Origin of the sequence: Bacillus sp. GMa5/1, assembly GCF_050172015.1 — a bacterium.
Lineage (GTDB): Bacteria > Bacillota > Bacilli > Bacillales > Bacillaceae_G > Bacillus_A > Bacillus_A cereus.
Window position 1 is genome coordinate 1 of record NZ_JBNLYC010000102.1, and the last position, 16,157, is coordinate 16,157.

The window sequence follows — 16,157 nt, forward strand, 5'->3', positions numbered from 1 at the left end:
TTAATAAGTTTATGAACATAAAAGACAAAGTGCATAAATAAAAAATTTATAGTTTTTTATATTAAGATGTTTCACAGAAAGGAGAGGACAGTAATTGGAACATTTACAGGAAGAATTGTATAAACAAATAAAAGAAGAAAAAGGTACAGTTACAATTTTCTTAAAGAGTGGCGTTAGAATAATAGGAGAAGTTGTTGGAGTGGATAAATTTACAGTTTTAATCTTAGTGGATGGAAAACAACAGCTTATTTATAAGCAGGCTATATCAACAATAATGAAATAAGACACTCTTGTTGAGTGTCTTATTTCATTATTGCTTGCATGCCTCAACATCAATGCCGGCAGCAATTAACTTCTTTTCTCCATCTTGTTCAATAATTTTTTGTAATTTAGATAGGAAAGAATCAAAGTTTGTATGCTTTGCTACTTGGAACGTCATTTTATGTTCAATTGGTAGCCACGTATCAATATCAGCTTCGTTATGCTGGATTTTCACCTCAAGTTTATCGAGTGCATTAGCAACTTTTGCTTCGTACGTTTCTTTCGCTTCAAACTCCATCCATAAGTCATATAATTCCTCGCCGAGAGAACCTGTTAACGTTTGTTTAATATTTAAAATAGCCTCCAGTTCATTTTTTTGTTTTTGTAGCTGTAATTCGTGACTATTCATTGTATCAAAAGCAGGAATATCACCAGCTTCGGCTTCGACTAGGTCGTGAATAATAACCATTTTAAGTAATTTCTCAATACTTACTTTTTGATCCAAATAAGGTTCAACTAAAATGGCCATTAGAGACATCCGCCATGTATGTTCGGCAACACTTTCTTGACGTCCGTTGGAAAGCCAGCTATGTCGCATTTCATATTTTAGTTTTTCTGCTAATGCAATGACTTGTAAAATGTTGTGTTCCATCGTGATCCTCCTCATTTATTCATACCATAATTCTAATATAGAAATGAAATGTGTCAATTTCATGAGTATATTGCGATAAACAGATGATAAGCGTATAATACATGTTATATGTGAAAACGTATTATTAAAATAAAAAAATGTTATATAAAAATGGAAAGGAAAGGGCAGAAATATGGGAGAGAAAAATCAAGTATTAGCTAGACCACAAAGAAGAAAAAGGAAGTTTGATATTTCTAGCCCAGTGGGCATTATAGTAGGTTTCATTATAGTGATAGCGGCAATTATGCTTGGCGGCGGTGGAATAAAAGCTTTCAAAAACTTTTTAGATGTTTCATCTATTTTAATTGTCATAGGGGGAACAACAGCGACAATTGTTGTGGCATATCGATTTGGAGAAATAAAAAAATATACGAAAAGCATTTTTACTGTTTTACATAGAAGAGAAGAAGATTTAGAACAGTTAACGGATTTGTTTGTCGATTTTTCGAAAAAGTCTAAAAAGAACGGCTTGCTTTCTTTAGAGGTAGATGGAGAGCAAGTAGACAATCCTTTTATTCAAAAAGGAATTCGATTAATGTTAAGCGGTTACGATGAAGATGAATTAAAAGAAGTGTTATTGAAAGATATTGAAACGGAAGTGTATGAGTTAAGAAAAGGAGCAGCATTATTAGATAAAATTGGTGATTTTGCTCCAGCTTGGGGAATGATTGGTACGTTAATCGGTCTTATCATTATGCTCCAAAACTTACAAGATACATCGCAAATTGGTACAGGAATGGCAGTTGCGATGTTAACGACATTATATGGGTCTGTACTTGCGAATATGATTGCAATCCCTCTTGCGGAAAAAGTATATCGTGGTATTGAAGATTTATATACAGAGAAGAAGTTTGTAATAGAAGCAATTTCAGAATTGTATCGTGGACAAATCCCTTCTAAATTAAAGTTGAAACTGGATACATACGTATACGAAACAAAGGTAAAAAAGGTAAAAGGAGCAGCCTAATATTTCAAGGAGTGGTATGATGAGTAAAGGACCGCAAAAGGGATCGCCTCGTTGGATGACGACTTTTACAGATTTAACGATGTTATTATTAACTTTCTTTGTATTACTAGTTGCTACATCAAAGCAAGATGCAGTAAAATTGTCAAAGATGCTTGAAAAGTTTAGTGATACGGGGCAAGTAGATGCAAAAGTAATGGAAAATACAATACCGGATATTTCACATGAAAAAAATGATGAAAAAATGATTTCAAAAAAGAGAATGGATGAATTATATAAGAAGTTAAAAGCATATGTAGATAATAATGGTATTAGTCAAGTGAATGTATATCGAGAGGATACAGGGGTAAGCGTCGTTATAGTAGATAATTTAATATTTGATACAGGCGATGCGAACGTTAAGCCCGAAGCGAAAGGGATAATAAGTCAATTAGTTGGATTTTTTCAATCCGTACCTAACCCAATTGTTGTAGAGGGACATACAGATAGTAGACCTATTCATAACGAGAAATTCCCTTCTAATTGGGAGTTATCTTCAGCACGAGCGGCAAATATGATTCACCATTTAATTGAAGTGTATAATGTGGACGATAAAAGGCTAGCTGCGGTAGGATATGCAGACACAAAGCCAATTGTACCAAATGATTCACCGCAAAACTGGGAAAAAAACCGTCGCGTTGTTATTTATATAAAAGAGTAGTATATTATTATTTTAATAATAAAATAATAAAAACACGAAAATTCTTTTAAAAAAATATTAAATTTTATCATTTTATTTTGTATAATGAGTGAGAATGATAAGGTGAAATATTAAGATATATTTATACATAGAAGGAGAGAATTAAAAAGAATGGCACATAAAATTTTAGTAGTAGACGATGCGATGTTTATGAGAACGATGATTAAAAACTTATTAAAAAGTAATGCTGAATTTGAAGTTATTGGCGAAGCAGAGAATGGGGTAGAAGCAATTCAAAAGTATAAAGAACTTCAACCTGATATTGTAACATTAGATATTACTATGCCAGAAATGGACGGGCTTGAAGCATTAAAAGAAATTATTAAAATTGATTCAAGTGCAAAGGTTGTTATTTGTTCTGCAATGGGACAACAAGGTATGGTATTAGATGCAATTAAGGGCGGGGCAAAAGACTTTATTGTAAAGCCATTCCAAGCGGATCGTGTAATTGAAGCTTTAACAAAAGTAGCAAATAGTTAATATAGAAGGGGTGCCACAAGGAATCAAAACAGTGATAGCGGATCGACGTGTGGCCCCCTTTTTTCTCATTGTAAAACACTAAATTGTTATACATAAATGAAATGTTTGTTAGACAGGTAGGGGATAAAAATGCAAACAGATCTATTAAATATATTTTTCGAAGAGTCAGAAGAACATTTACAGTCGCTAAATGAAAATGTGCTAGTGTTAGAACAAAATCCTGCTGATATGGATGTTGTAGGAGAAATATTCCGATCCGCTCATACATTCAAAGGTATGTCTGCGAGCATGGAATTTACAGAAATGGCTGATTTAACGCATAAGATGGAAAATGTGTTAGATGAAATTCGTCATGGAAATATAGTTGTAAATGCGGATATTATTGATGTGATTTTTGAGTGCATTGATAATTTGGAGAAGATGGTTGCAGATGTGCAACAAGGTGGAATGGGCAATATTGATGTAGCCTCAACTAAACAGAAATTAGAAGCATTATTGAACGGCAATGTAGAAACTCCTACGGAACATATAGAGCAAAATCATATAGACACCGATGATGCAGTTTCGCATGAAGTGCATATAACAGTTGAACAGCAAGCAATTTTAAAAGCGGTACGTGCTATTATGTGTATTGAAGCATTGCAAAATGTAGGGAATATACAAAAAACAGCTCCGAGTATTGAAGAAATTGAAGCAGATGCTTTCGGATTTGAATTTACAGTATTTATGGATACTGATTGTAGTATAGAAGAATTGAAACAAGTAGTACTTCATGTTTCTGAAATTGAGAAAGTGGAAGTAAAGCAAGGAGAACCTATATCGAAGGAAGTAGCTTCTAAAAAAGTCGTTACACAAGAAGTTGTGCAAGTAGAAGGAAAGCTACAACCAGCTGTGGCTACGCAGGTAGAATCACCAATAGAGGCAACGAATCAACCTTCAAGTGCTATGCCAGCTAAAAGTACTACAAAAACGAAAAATGCTAAAGTGGAGAATCGTTCAATTCGTGTTCAATTAGAAAAAATCGAAAGATTAATGAATATGTTTGAAGAAAGTGTAATTGAACGTGGGCGCATTGATGAATTGGCTCAAACGATTCAAAACAAGGAGCTAATTGAACATTTAAATCGATTAGGCGATATTTCAAAAGATATTCAAAATGTACTATTAAATATGCGTATGGTGCCGATTGAAACTGTGTTCAATCGTTTCCCGCGTATGGTACGTATGTTAGCGAAAGATTTAGGGAAAAAAATCGATTTACAAATTACAGGTGAAGATACTGAAGTAGATAAAATTGTTATTGATGAAATCGGTGATCCGCTCGTTCATTTAATTCGAAATGCAATCGATCACGGTGTTGAAACTGTTGAAAAACGACGTGATGCAGGTAAAAATGAGACAGGTACGATTAAATTAGAAGCCTTTCATAGTGGAAATCATGTCGTTATTCAAATTACGGATGATGGAAACGGTATTAATAAAGGGAAAGTATTAGAAAAAGCGATTAAAAATGGCGTTGTAACTGAAGCAGATGCGAATAGATTAACAGATCGTGAAGTGTTTGATCTTATTTTCCAACCGGGATTTAGTACAGCTGAAGTTGTATCAGATCTTTCAGGACGCGGTGTCGGATTAGATGTTGTAAAACATACGATTCATAGTTTAGGTGGACATTTAATTATTGATTCTGAGGAAGGAAAGGGAAGTACATTTAGAATTGAACTTCCATTAACGTTATCTATTATTCAATCTATGCTTGTTCAAACGAATGATAAGCGTTATGCTTTACCTCTTGGAAATATCGTTGAAGCAATTCGAATTAAGAGAGAAGACATCCAATCCTTACAAGGAAAAGATGTATTAAATTATCGTAATCAAATTATTGAAGTGAAACATTTAAGTACTGTATTTGGTGAAAAAACAGTAGATGAGGCGTTTGCGTCATATGATGGTCAAATGGTTCCTGTGTTAATTGTTCGTAACACACATCGCAGCTATGGACTTATTGTAAACACAATTATCGGTCAAAGAGAAATAGTCTTAAAGTCATTAGGTGACTTCTTTGCAGAGAGTTCTAACTATTTCTCTGGTGCGACGATTCTCGGTGATGGACGAGTGGTCCTCATTTTAAACCCAGAAGGTTTATAATAGGAATGAAGGAAAGCTCCCCACTTGTATACAATTGGGGAGCTTTTTGGCTAATCGTTACGAATCTAATAATGGGATACATAGTAACGTTTTATACTAATGAGTTTGCTAAAATAAAATAAGAGTTTATATTATTTGATAGAAAAACAGAAATGAGGAGGCAGGGAAAATGCCTGAGCAACACACAAAAGGGGATACGAGCACGATTGTGCTAGAAAAAGAAAATGAGCATTTAACGCCCCAAGAATGCGATATTCTTGGCGAAATTGCAAATATATCATTTGGTTCAGCTTCGACTGTATTATCAACAATTTTAAATAGGCAAGTAAGCATTACTGCTCCTCGTATAGAGTTGGTAGATTTATATGATTCAAGAGATGTCGAAGTTCCACATGTTGTATTAAACATTCATTTTACAAAAGGATTAGATATGGAAAACCTTCTTGTTCTTAAGCAAGATGTTGCATTGTCCATTGCTGATTTAATGATGATGGGAACAGGTGAAGTCGAGGACGGAAAAGAACTTGGTGAATTAGAGCTAAGTGCTGTACAAGAAGCGATGAATCAAATGATGGGATTCGCAGCTACATCTATGTCGGAATTCTTCCAAGATACAGTAGATATGTCTCCGCCGACGATTAAAGTTGTAAAGTTATCAGAAGAAATGGAGAAAATCTCTGAAATCGATGGGAATCATACGATTGTTAAAGTATCGTTTGATTTAAAGATAGATAATCTTGTAAACTCTAAACTTGTACAAATTGTTTCAGTTGAGCATGCGAAACAAATGGTAAATAAATTAATGCAATTATCTGGTGGAGTAGAAGAAACAGACGAACCAGCAGAAGTAGTGGAAACTGAGATTGTAGAAGAACAAGTTGAAAAAGAGCATTTAACACAAGAAGAGAAAGATGTGCTTGGTGAAATTGCAAATATTTCAATTGGCTCCGCTTCAACAGTATTGTCAACGCTTTTAAATCAGCCAGTTACAATTAGTACACCAAATGTGGAAGCAATCAATGTTCGTCATTATGATGGAGTACCAGTACCATTTGTTATTTTAAATGTCGACTTTGTTGAAGGGCTAAAGAATGAGAATGTATTCGTATTTACGAAAGATGTTGCCTTAACAATGGTAGATTTAATGATGATGGGAACAGGGGAAGTTGACCCAGAAAAAGAGCTTACTGAATTAGAACTGAGCGGTATTAAAGAAATTATGAACCAAATGATGGGTCATGCTGCTACGGCGATGTCAGAAATGTTTCAAGAAAAAATGGACATGACGCCGCCAAATGTTAAATTTGTAACGTTAAAAGAAGAAATGGAATATTTGGGAGAGTCAATGGAAGTGGACGAACTCGTTCAAATTACGTTCAATCTTGAAATTGGCGATTTGCTTCAATCGAAGATGTATCAAATTTTGCCAATTTCCGAAGCGAAAGAAATGGTAAGGCGACTTCTGTATCCGATGGTGGAAGAAGAAGAGATTGCCACAGAAGAAATTGAAGAAGAAAAAATTGTAGAACCAGTTGTGCAACCTATTGAATTTAAAGAAGTAAAACAAATGGAACCAGTATATATGGACACGTCCATTCTACAAAATGTAGAAATGAACGTGAAATTTGTATTTGGAAGTACAGTGAAAACGATTCAAGATATATTAAGTTTACAAGAAAATGAAGCAGTTGTACTAGATGAGGATATTGATGAACCGATTCGTATTTATGTAAATGATGTATTAGTGGCGTATGGTGAACTTGTAAATGTAGATGGATTTTTTGGAGTAAAAGTGACGAAATCACTATAAGGCATTGAAATAGGAGTTTGAACTAGTAGATGAAAAACGTAAAGTTTTTTCTAATGAGTTGGCTATGCATACATGTGTGCTTGTTCTTCCCCTTGCAAAGTCAGGCTGAGGAACAAATTGAGTCAGATCAAAAAATAAATGAAGTGAATGTACAAGAAGAAAATAAGGAATCTCAAGAATCGTCAGAACAAGTGGAAACGAAGCAAGATGAAGAGAAACAAAAAGAAGCAGAGCAACAAGAAGCAGAGCAACAAGAAGTAGTAAATAAACAATTGAATAAAAGAAAGATAGAAACAGAACAAGGAATTATTACAGTAAATAAGCCGGAGCTTAAAGTTGGCGAAGAAGTGCGAATTGCTGTAGAACCAAATGGGAAAAACATTCAAAGTATGAAAGGTATATTGCAGCTACAAAAAAATGGCGAGCAATATGCGCAAGAAAGAATACTATCTTTTGAGTATGATGAAGAAACGAAGAGCTGGGTTGCTAACTATAAAGCAGGGAATTTTGATTTGCAAGGTGATTGGAATCTTCAGCTCGTTCAAAGTTACAAAGAGAATGAGAAAGAAGAAATCGTAAAAAATGAAGTGAAAGTCCCGCTCATTCGTATTAAAAATGAAACGCCAACTATAGATAAAGAATTGCCAAAGTTACAGAAAGTTACTATTGATGAAGTAAAAGAGAACTTAGTTGAACGAAAACAGGGAGATTCTATACATATACGAGTAAAAGCGTCAGATATAGAATCGGTTGTAAAAGAAGTGCGCGTTACATTAAAAGGGAAAGAAAATAAAGAGCTTTCGTTTTTATTAGACTACAACAAGCATGATATGGATTGGCAAAAAGTATTTGAAATAACAGAAGCATTGCCGGCTGGGCCATACGAATTACTTGTAGAGATAATAGATGCAGCAGGTAATAAACTTGTTGAAGAAAGTGAATATACCATTTCTGTTTTGGCGCCAAAAAACGAAGATGATAAAAAGATAGAAGAGAAAGAGAAAGAAGAGAAATTAGATAATAAACTAGAAAATGAATTAGAAGATAAGAAAGAAAATGAGAAGCAAGAAGATTTGAAAGTCAAAAACCCGCTTCTAGAAGAAAAATTGCCGGTTGTTCAAATTCCGAAGCAAGATGAGAAAGTAAATAAGTTTATAAAAGAACCGTTGAAAGAGAAATTTACTTACGTTATAAAAGAGCCGTTCGAAGACAACAAGGAAGTACATAAGGCGAAGGACCAAAAAGAGAAAAATAACAAACAAGTTGTCTCTAAAAAGAAAGAACAAAAAGAAGAAACGAAAGACAAGGAAGAAGAAAAAGGTGAACAGGGAGTACAAGCTTCGGATGTATTTACTATCATGTCAGGTTTGTTCGTACTGTTTTTAGTTTTAAAGAGTAATAAAGAATGGGGCTAATTATTTCATAGTAGTGGAGGCGCTTAAATGGAGATTAAACGTACGACAATTGAAGATAAGACGCTACAACCATTAAAACAGCCTGCAGCTATTTCGGAACATGAAATCCAGAAAGAACGAAAGCGTAGCAATTTAGTGTTTACTGGACAGTCTAAAATTATTTCGAAAAATAATGAGATAGGTATTTTACTTGCAAGTTTAAGTGATGGAAAGATTATGAAGGAAATGCTTTCTAAAGAGATGGATACAGTGTTACAACTTTTTAAAAAGTTACATACGTTATCTGAAGAAGGAAAGCAATCAGAAAAAGTGTTTGAACAAGTAATTAGAAGCCTGCAAGGACTTATTAAGCAGGCGCATATAAAAGAACTTCCTTTGTTAGATGGAACATATGATTTCGCTGAAGTACAACTATCATTTGGTAGAAAAGTACATATTCCATTACTAGATGTAAGTGCACTTATCTCTAGAGTGGAAAGTGATTCTTCAGAAGGAAATATAAATTTGATGGTAACGGTTATTACTGCTTATATAACGAAATTGTCTAACGAAACAATTTTAATTAGCGTTACAGACCGCATTGCTAAAGATCGGGATGTAAGTGTATGGAGAGCGCTTGCGGAAATGAACATGACACAATTGTCACAGGCGTTGAAACAAACGATGCAAGAACATAAATGGTCTATGACGTTTCTTTTTCTCTTCATATGGATTGTCGGTATTATTTTAATTCGAGTTATGTAAAAAGGTCGTCACTCCATTGTGACGACCTCTTTTATATTTTTTCGTAGAAGAATGTATCAAATCGCTGAAGATTGTAACGTTCGGGTGTTAAAATTTGTTCCGTACTACCAACAAATAGTACACCGCCTTTTCGTAAAGAACGACTAAATTTTTCGTAAAGTTTTACTCTTGCTTCTTCTGTGAAATATATCATTACATTACGACAAATAATCAAATCATAATTTGTATCGAATGACTGCATTAAAAGGTCATGTTGTTTAAACGAGACGTTTTGTTTAATGTTTTGATGCAATGAATATAGACCATTCTCTTTTGTGAAATGACGTTCTTTCAAATCAGTAGGTAATTCCTTTAACGAACGTTCTGTATATTGACCGCGTTTTGCAGTTTCTAAAATATGAAAATCAAGATCTGTTGCTTGAATTTCAAAACGGAATGGAGCTAGATGCTTTGATAAAATTAAAGAGAGTGTATACGGTTCTTCACCAGCAGCGCAAGCGGCACTCCATACCTTTAATTTTCCGCTATTTTGTTCGAGTAATTTTGGTAGTGCTTTCGACTCTAAAGTTTGCCATCGTTCTTTATTTCTAAAAAACTCTGAAACGTTAATTGTAATATAGTCAATAAAATTTAAAAATAAATTTTGATCAGCGCGTAATTTGTTTAAAAAATTAGTGTAGTTTTCGAAGCCTTTTCTCGAAATGAAAGCATCGATTCTACGGCGCATTCTATCTTGTTTATATGAAGCGATGTCCATATTGAATTGTTGTTTAAAACTCGCGATAAAATGATCATAATCTTGTTCAATTATCATATTTACAATGGGCACAATAATGGTATTGTGCCTCCCCCTTTACATCATACGAATTTTTTGTTCAAAGCTTTTTTTCATTTGCTTTTCATGTAATCCTGGTAAATCATAAATGACAGCATCAATACCTGCTTCTTTTGCAACATCGACAGGGATGACAGATGTATGTTTGTCACCATTATAAAAACAGAGAACTAAATCAGTGTCTTCAATAATTTGTTTAACAAAAAACATATAATCTGATCGGTAAATGGAGTCGGAAGGATGATCAAAAGCAACATATTCGGCTCCGTGTTTTTTTAAGTAATCAACGACTTCTTGAAATTCATCTGTTATTGCTGGCAATGGTTGCAGCGTGTAAAGGCATAAATTTTGAGCGAGTCTTTCATTCTCAACGAAAAAACGAAGAACCTCATTTTCAATAGATTTATAACATAATATGTAAATTTTATGTTTGTGAGCATAGTCAGTTAAAAATTTTTTAATTTCTTCTTGATCTAATGCTGTTAATTGATTTGAACCACAAAGGAAAATATTCATAGAATTGTGCCACCTCATGCTAAATTGTAACATATCTTTTATAAAAAATAACTGCAAAATGTTACTGTTCAGAGTATAATTATAAATAACTGGATTTTACGATTAAGTTTAGGAAGAAATAAAAAAATAAATAGGTGATATATATGCTACGTTCTATCTCGCATAATCCAATTTTATCGCATATACCGCCTGCTACTCAAATGCCGAAAGAAGCAAATGTCAGGACAGGACTTGCATTTTCGGATAATTTGCATGCAGATCCGAAAAAAGATAAATTGCTAGAACAAATGGAAGCGTTTGTCGATAATATTGGAGAAATTAAAGAGAAAATTGAAATGGAATTAACGCTTGATAATGTAATGGAATACAAAAATACAGTAAAATCATTTTTGAATTTTTACGTTGATAATGTATTGCAGTATAAAGATGTCATGTCTCGTCACCCGCGTTACGGATATTCACAGAAAATGACGATTGTGAAACAGGCAGAAATGGGATTGAATGAATTAGAAGATGTTATGAATTTAATTAATACGAAAACAGGACATTTAGAAATGTTAAATCAAATTGGAGAAATCCATGGTTTAATTGTGAATTTAGTCTTGTAAAAGAAAGGAAGCTATATGTACATACAATTATATGAAAAACTCGTTATTATTCAAAAAGCGTATGAAAATATTCAAGCGCTTGGAGAGCAAATATATGAGAATTTGAAAAATAAAAATGTAAATGCAGTTCAAAAGTTGCAAGTAGAGCAATTGCAGTACATTGATGGTTTAAAAGGGTTATCAAGCTCATTTGAAGAAATGGTTGTTCAGTTCTGTAAAGAACAAGGGGTTGAATCGTTTCGTGTAAGTGCGTTATTTTCGTATTTTTCTCAAGAAGAAATTGAAAAAATGGAAGAATTACAAAAAAACGTAACTGAATTAGAAGAGAATGTAAAAATGATTCTTTTGAAAAATCAATATTACTTAAACGTACTATTAAAAACTACAGAAAGTATTGTGGATTCTGTTTCTGAATATAACTTAGAGCGAAACAATAATTCGCAAATCTTTATGAACGAACTATTGTAAAGGAGAAGGGAAGCTTTATGAGATTATCTGATTATAATACACCGCTATCGGGCATGTTAGCGGCTCAAATGGGGTTACAAACAACGAAACAAAACTTGTCTAACATTCATACACCGGGTTATGTTCGTCAAATGGTGAATTACGGATCTGTTGGAGCAAGCAATGGTCATACGCCAGAACAGAGAATTGGTTACGGTGTACAAACGCTAGGTGTTGACCGTATTACTGATGAGGTAAAGACGAAGCAGTTTAATGATCAATTATCTCAGCTCTCTTACTATAACTACATGAATTCAACATTATCACGTGTAGAGTCTATGGTTGGAACGACAGGAAAAAATTCATTATCTAGTTTAATGGACGGTTTCTTTAATGCCTTTCGTGAAGTAGCAAAAAATCCAGAACAACCAAACTACTACGATACATTAATTTCTGAAACTGGGAAGTTCACTAGTCAAGTAAATCGTCTTGCGAAAAACTTAGATACAGTGGAAGCGCAGACGGCAGAAGATATTGAAGCGCATGTTAATGAATTTAATCGTCTTGCTGCTAGTTTAGCAGAAGCGAATCATAAAATTGGGCAAGCAGGTACACAAGTACCGAATCAACTTTTAGACGAACGCGATCGCATCGTTACAGAGATGTCTAAGTATGCAAACATCGAAGTATCTTATGAATCTATGAATCCTAATATCGCGAGTGTTAGAATGAATGGTGTTTTAACAGTAAATGGACAAGATACATATCCACTTCAATTAAATAAAGAAAAAGACCCAATGTCAGTTGAGATTTACGGTTCAGAAATCTCTGTAACTAGCGGAGCGATAAAATCAGCGATTGATACGAAAGCGAAAATTGTTGATTATAAAAAAAATCTTGAAGACTTAATGAGTTCAGTGAAAACTCAAGTGAACACAGTGATGGGAAAAGATTTCTTCGTTGGAGATTATGCGAAAGAGATGAAGTTAAATCCAGAATTCCAAAAAGATGTTTCGAAAATGAAAATATCTGCTGAAACAGCAAATAAACTAGCAGCAATTACAGATGGAGATTATAAAGAAGGTCTTTCTTATAAAGCAGCATTAGACCAATTTATAGTTCGTGTAGCTTCTGATAAAAGTGCAGTGAATGGTTATCAAAAAATTCATGGCGACTTACTAGAAGGTATTCAGCAAGAAAAGATGAGCGTTGAAGGGGTAAATATGGAAGAGGAAATGGTAAATTTAATGGCCTTCCAAAAATATTTCGTGGCGAACTCTAAAGCTATTACTACGATGAATGAAGTGTTTGATAGTCTTTTTTCGATTATTCGATAGGTGATAGTAATTGATTGAAAATATATAAGGAGGAGATAGAAATGAGAGTATCTACATTTCAAAATGCAAACTGGGCAAAGAATCAGTTGATGGATTTGAACGTGCAACAGCAATACCATAGAAACCAAGTAACTTCAGGGAAGAAAAATCTTCTTATGAGTGAAGATCCACTTGCGGCAAGTAAGTCATTTGCGATTCAACATTCATTGGCGAATATGGAGCAAATGCAAAAAGATATAGCGGATTCGAAAAATGTATTAACACAAACTGAAAATACTTTACAAGGTGTTTTGAAATCTTTAACAAGAGCAGATCAATTAACAGTACAAGCATTAAGTGAGCAAAATGGTGAAAAAGAATTGAAAGCCATCGGTGCAGAGATTGATCAAATTTTAAAACAAGTTGTATATTTAGCAAATACGAAAGAGCAAGGTCGTTATATTTTCGGTGGTGATAGTGCAGAAAAGTCACCATTTACAGAAGATGGTACGTACCAGGGTGGACAAAATGATGTGAACTGGCAACTAAATGACGGTTATGAGTTAAAGGCATTCCGTAACGGAGAAGCATTATTATCCCCGGTTATAAAAACGTTAAAACAGATGAGCGAAGCGATGCAAAAAGGGGACCAAAAAGCGTTACAACCGTTATTAGGAGAAAATAAGAAAAACTTAGATGGCATCATTAACCGTACAACTGAAGTTGGTTCAACAATGAACACAATGGAGACGTTTAAAACAATTTTAAGTGAGCAAAATTTAGCGCTTCAAGAAAACCGTAAAGAAATTGAGGATGTTGATTTAGCGGTCGCAATTTCTGACTTGGCATATATAAATGCAACGTATGAAGCGACGCTTAAAGCGGTTAGTACGATGAGTAAAACGAGTATTTTAGACTACATGTAATCTATAAGGAGTGAGAAAAATGGCAGGAACAACGATGACAGGTATTGGTGGTAGACAACAAATTTGGAACCTCGGAAATAATATGATCGATACTTCTAACCTAGTAGAATTAGAAATGCAAGCGTTAGATATGAGAAAAACACCATATACGAAAGAAAAGAACGACCTTACAAATGATAAATTATTATATACAAGTTTAAAATCAGAATTTAGTTCTTTCACACAAACGTTTAAAAACTTAGCGGCTTTTAAAGGGAATGAGAAAAAAGTAACGACAACACAAGACGGTTATATTAATGTAAAAGCAGATGGTGGTGCGATTGCAGGAACTTTTAATATGACAATTACACAGCTCGCGCAACGTCATCAAATAGCTTCTAATGAAATTAAAGATATAAATGCGAAACTTCCTAAAGATGAAGTATTAAAACTAGGCGATAAAGAACTAAAAGTAACAACTGATATGACATATAAAGATTTAATTAACAAAATTAATGATGGAGATTATGGTGTATCAGCTTATACACTTGGAAATAAAATTTTCATGACCTCTAAAAAAGAAGGGGCAATGAATGAAATTAAATTAGAAAAGACACCGCCTAATGTACTTACAGATTTGTTTTATACGAAAGTGGAAGGTACAGATGAGAATAATCAACCTACGACAGAAATGAAATTAAATACTATTAACGAAGCGCTAGATGCAAAATATAGTATTAATGGTGTTGAGGGAAAAAGTGATAGTAATACAATTGAAGCATTACCAGGTGTGAAAATTGAGCTATTGAAAGTAACGGAATCAAAGGTGGAAAATAAACCAGAAGATGGAACAGGTACAAATGCAGATCAAAAAGCAAAAGGTATAGATCTAAAATTTACAGTAAATGACTCAAACGTAACAGACGCATCGAATGTTATTAAAAAAATGGTAGCTGATTATAATAAAGCTGTTTCTACAGTAGATATCTTTGCTGGAAAAGGTGGAGCTTTCCAAGGGCAAGCTATTATGCAAAGTGTACGTCAGGCAATGAACAATGTCGTAACATTTTCTCAAGATGGTAATTATTTATTCACATTCGGTATTCAATTAAAGCAAGATGGAACGATGGAAGTTAATGATGAAAAATTAACACAAGCATTAAAAGAAAAACCCGATGCAGCGAAGCAATTTTTCTTTAGTTCTAACGGTTTAGGAAAAATGATGGAAGAACCGCTTGATAAACTATTCGGTGATAAAGGTGTAGTCGGCGAGAGAGTTAAAAACATTGACTCACGTGTAAGTGATTTAGATAAAAAAATTAAAGATATTGAGACGCAAAACTTGCAAAAGCAAGATGAAATCGTGAAGAAGTATCAAAAGCTAGAGAGTACATTGGCGGCGCTTGATAGCCAACTAAAAACAATTAAAGCAATGACAAAACAAAAAAGTGATGATTAATGAAAGTTGAGGAAGTGATCGTATGCAAGCATGGCAACGTTATATGCAAAATGATATTATGACGAGTAATCCGATTAAAAATACAATTTTTATTTATGAAAGATGTATTGTAGAGTTTCGTAATTTAGAAGAACTTTTACATACTTTTAAACTTCAAGAAGGGGACGCACTTCTTGAAAAATTAGAACGTATTTTTGAAGAACTAAAGCTTCAATTAAATCCTGAGATTACGAAAGATTTATATGATAGTCTCTATGGTTTATATGATTGGATTAGCATTCAAATTCAAACGATGAAAGTAACGCGTGAAGCGAAAGATATTGATGCAATTGTGAAAGTGTTACAAGATTTAATAGACGGTTACCGCGGAGCACTTGAAAATGAACAATGATATTTATCGGACGTTTGTCAGCTGTTTTAATGAAATCGGTGAGTTGCAAGTGTCAGACAGAGAGTTTGCTGAGAAGAGTGAAATGTTAAATCGCTGGATGATGACATTGGATGAAGAAACGCGTGCGCAAGTTGCGGCGGAGGTAAGCCCATTCATTATTAAGGCAGCTCAACATATTCGAGATAAGCAAAAGATTTTGGAAGAAATGATTATGACAAATGATGGGCGAATGAAGGCTAATTCATTTTACGGTAAATATTAATAATAACGTTTGGAAACAGATTCCCCTTTTAAAAGGGGGTCTATTCCTTCGTTTACATAAAGAACTCCGCTGATTGAGGTTTCATTTTATGACTGTGATGAAAAAATAATAGTAATCTAAATAATAGAAAAATGGACTTTAGTTTATAGTTTATATATTGAAATGT

At 33.8% G+C, this 16,157-nt stretch carries 18 protein-coding genes; 15 read left to right on the forward strand and 3 right to left on the reverse strand.

Annotated features, from left to right (window positions below; all coding sequences use genetic code 11):
- Positions 1–94 precede the first annotated feature (94 nt).
- Entirely contained in the window at positions 95–283 is a 189-nt protein-coding gene (hfq, locus tag ACQGSG_RS19975) for an RNA chaperone Hfq (protein WP_000400664.1), read from the forward strand.
- 27 nt (positions 284–310) lie between these two features.
- Here the strand turns inward: hfq and ACQGSG_RS19980 are convergent, their stop codons facing one another.
- The gene (locus tag ACQGSG_RS19980; RefSeq protein ID WP_000400780.1) at positions 311–913 is read right to left on the reverse strand and encodes an HD domain-containing protein; all 603 of its coding nucleotides are present in this window, start codon (positions 911–913) and stop codon (positions 311–313) included.
- A 172-nt stretch (positions 914–1,085) separates the two neighbouring features.
- Between ACQGSG_RS19980 and ACQGSG_RS19985 the strand changes: the two genes are divergently transcribed.
- The 7 genes from ACQGSG_RS19985 to ACQGSG_RS20015 all read left to right on the forward strand — a co-directional run bounded on the left by ACQGSG_RS19985 (position 1,086) and on the right by ACQGSG_RS20015 (position 9,252).
- The gene (locus ACQGSG_RS19985) at positions 1,086–1,919 is read left to right on the forward strand and encodes a flagellar motor protein MotP (RefSeq protein ID WP_000504192.1); all 834 of its coding nucleotides are present in this window, start codon (positions 1,086–1,088) and stop codon (positions 1,917–1,919) included.
- Between the two features lie 19 nt (positions 1,920–1,938).
- The gene (locus ACQGSG_RS19990; RefSeq protein ID WP_000033627.1) at positions 1,939–2,616 is read left to right on the forward strand and encodes an OmpA family protein; all 678 of its coding nucleotides are present in this window, start codon (positions 1,939–1,941) and stop codon (positions 2,614–2,616) included.
- Between the two features lie 150 nt (positions 2,617–2,766).
- Positions 2,767–3,135 carry a response regulator gene (locus tag ACQGSG_RS19995; protein WP_000940568.1) on the forward strand — a complete coding sequence of 123 codons (369 nt, stop codon included), beginning with the start codon at positions 2,767–2,769 and terminating at the stop codon, positions 3,133–3,135.
- A gap of 129 nt (positions 3,136–3,264) precedes the next feature.
- Positions 3,265–5,283 (forward strand): chemotaxis protein CheA, encoded by a 2,019-nt coding sequence (locus tag ACQGSG_RS20000; RefSeq protein ID WP_001192611.1) that lies wholly within the window; start codon positions 3,265–3,267, stop codon positions 5,281–5,283.
- A gap of 169 nt (positions 5,284–5,452) precedes the next feature.
- On the forward strand, positions 5,453–7,093 hold the full coding sequence (locus ACQGSG_RS20005) for a flagellar motor switch protein (protein ID WP_001115010.1): 1,641 nt from the start codon (positions 5,453–5,455) through the stop codon (positions 7,091–7,093).
- 29 nt (positions 7,094–7,122) lie between these two features.
- Positions 7,123–8,508 (forward strand): transglycosylase, encoded by a 1,386-nt coding sequence (locus tag ACQGSG_RS20010; RefSeq protein WP_098397466.1) that lies wholly within the window; start codon positions 7,123–7,125, stop codon positions 8,506–8,508.
- Between the two features lie 27 nt (positions 8,509–8,535).
- Positions 8,536–9,252, forward strand: coding sequence for a hypothetical protein (locus ACQGSG_RS20015; RefSeq protein ID WP_000403962.1), 717 nt, complete (start codon positions 8,536–8,538; stop codon positions 9,250–9,252).
- A gap of 31 nt (positions 9,253–9,283) precedes the next feature.
- On the opposite strand, the gene cheR is transcribed toward ACQGSG_RS20015, so the two are convergent.
- On the reverse strand, positions 9,284–10,066 hold the full coding sequence (cheR, locus tag ACQGSG_RS20020; RefSeq protein ID WP_000582881.1) for a protein-glutamate O-methyltransferase CheR: 783 nt from the start codon (positions 10,064–10,066) through the stop codon (positions 9,284–9,286).
- Between the two features lie 39 nt (positions 10,067–10,105).
- The gene (locus tag ACQGSG_RS20025; RefSeq protein WP_001020105.1) at positions 10,106–10,603 is read right to left on the reverse strand and encodes a hypothetical protein; all 498 of its coding nucleotides are present in this window, start codon (positions 10,601–10,603) and stop codon (positions 10,106–10,108) included.
- A gap of 143 nt (positions 10,604–10,746) precedes the next feature.
- Here ACQGSG_RS20025 and ACQGSG_RS20030 point away from each other — a divergent pair, with 143 nt between their 5' ends.
- Genes ACQGSG_RS20030 through ACQGSG_RS20060 form a run of 7 tightly spaced genes read left to right on the forward strand, consistent with a single transcriptional unit; the run spans position 10,747 to position 15,991 of the window.
- Positions 10,747–11,211, forward strand: coding sequence for a YaaR family protein (locus ACQGSG_RS20030; RefSeq protein ID WP_000946323.1), 465 nt, complete (start codon positions 10,747–10,749; stop codon positions 11,209–11,211).
- 15 nt (positions 11,212–11,226) lie between these two features.
- Entirely contained in the window at positions 11,227–11,679 is a 453-nt protein-coding gene (locus ACQGSG_RS20035; protein ID WP_000275878.1) for a hypothetical protein, read from the forward strand.
- Positions 11,680–11,696: 17 nt separating this feature from the next.
- The gene (gene flgK, locus ACQGSG_RS20040; RefSeq protein WP_325842271.1) at positions 11,697–12,995 is read left to right on the forward strand and encodes a flagellar hook-associated protein FlgK; all 1,299 of its coding nucleotides are present in this window, start codon (positions 11,697–11,699) and stop codon (positions 12,993–12,995) included.
- A gap of 41 nt (positions 12,996–13,036) precedes the next feature.
- Complete coding sequence (locus ACQGSG_RS20045; protein ID WP_001266415.1) at positions 13,037–13,900, forward strand: flagellar hook-associated protein 3; 864 nt, start codon at positions 13,037–13,039, stop codon at positions 13,898–13,900.
- 19 nt (positions 13,901–13,919) lie between these two features.
- The gene (locus ACQGSG_RS20050) at positions 13,920–15,338 is read left to right on the forward strand and encodes a flagellar hook-associated protein 2 (protein ID WP_000929302.1); all 1,419 of its coding nucleotides are present in this window, start codon (positions 13,920–13,922) and stop codon (positions 15,336–15,338) included.
- Positions 15,339–15,360: 22 nt separating this feature from the next.
- Entirely contained in the window at positions 15,361–15,729 is a 369-nt protein-coding gene (gene fliS, locus ACQGSG_RS20055) for a flagellar export chaperone FliS (RefSeq protein ID WP_001149516.1), read from the forward strand.
- Positions 15,719–15,991, forward strand: a complete 273-nt coding sequence (locus tag ACQGSG_RS20060; RefSeq protein ID WP_001058088.1) for a hypothetical protein — start codon at positions 15,719–15,721, stop codon at positions 15,989–15,991. Before fliS ends, ACQGSG_RS20060 begins: the two co-directional genes overlap by 11 nt.
- Positions 15,992–16,157 lie beyond the last annotated feature (166 nt).

Coding starts and splice junctions, on each gene's coding strand:
- ACQGSG_RS19980 (WP_000400780.1), bottom strand. CDS start 913: ATGGAACACAACATTTTACAAGTCATTGCATTAGCAGAAAAACTAAAA.
- ACQGSG_RS19985 (WP_000504192.1), top strand. CDS start 1,086: ATGGGAGAGAAAAATCAAGTATTAGCTAGACCACAAAGAAGAAAAAGG.
- ACQGSG_RS19990 (WP_000033627.1), top strand. CDS start 1,939: ATGAGTAAAGGACCGCAAAAGGGATCGCCTCGTTGGATGACGACTTTT.
- ACQGSG_RS19995 (WP_000940568.1), top strand. CDS start 2,767: ATGGCACATAAAATTTTAGTAGTAGACGATGCGATGTTTATGAGAACG.
- ACQGSG_RS20000 (WP_001192611.1), top strand. CDS start 3,265: ATGCAAACAGATCTATTAAATATATTTTTCGAAGAGTCAGAAGAACAT.
- ACQGSG_RS20005 (WP_001115010.1), top strand. CDS start 5,453: ATGCCTGAGCAACACACAAAAGGGGATACGAGCACGATTGTGCTAGAA.
- ACQGSG_RS20010 (WP_098397466.1), top strand. CDS start 7,123: ATGAAAAACGTAAAGTTTTTTCTAATGAGTTGGCTATGCATACATGTG.
- ACQGSG_RS20015 (WP_000403962.1), top strand. CDS start 8,536: ATGGAGATTAAACGTACGACAATTGAAGATAAGACGCTACAACCATTA.
- cheR (WP_000582881.1), bottom strand. CDS start 10,066: ATGATAATTGAACAAGATTATGATCATTTTATCGCGAGTTTTAAACAA.
- ACQGSG_RS20025 (WP_001020105.1), bottom strand. CDS start 10,603: ATGAATATTTTCCTTTGTGGTTCAAATCAATTAACAGCATTAGATCAA.
- ACQGSG_RS20030 (WP_000946323.1), top strand. CDS start 10,747: ATGCTACGTTCTATCTCGCATAATCCAATTTTATCGCATATACCGCCT.
- ACQGSG_RS20035 (WP_000275878.1), top strand. CDS start 11,227: ATGTACATACAATTATATGAAAAACTCGTTATTATTCAAAAAGCGTAT.
- flgK (WP_325842271.1), top strand. CDS start 11,697: ATGAGATTATCTGATTATAATACACCGCTATCGGGCATGTTAGCGGCT.
- ACQGSG_RS20045 (WP_001266415.1), top strand. CDS start 13,037: ATGAGAGTATCTACATTTCAAAATGCAAACTGGGCAAAGAATCAGTTG.
- ACQGSG_RS20050 (WP_000929302.1), top strand. CDS start 13,920: ATGGCAGGAACAACGATGACAGGTATTGGTGGTAGACAACAAATTTGG.
- fliS (WP_001149516.1), top strand. CDS start 15,361: ATGCAAGCATGGCAACGTTATATGCAAAATGATATTATGACGAGTAAT.
- ACQGSG_RS20060 (WP_001058088.1), top strand. CDS start 15,719: ATGAACAATGATATTTATCGGACGTTTGTCAGCTGTTTTAATGAAATC.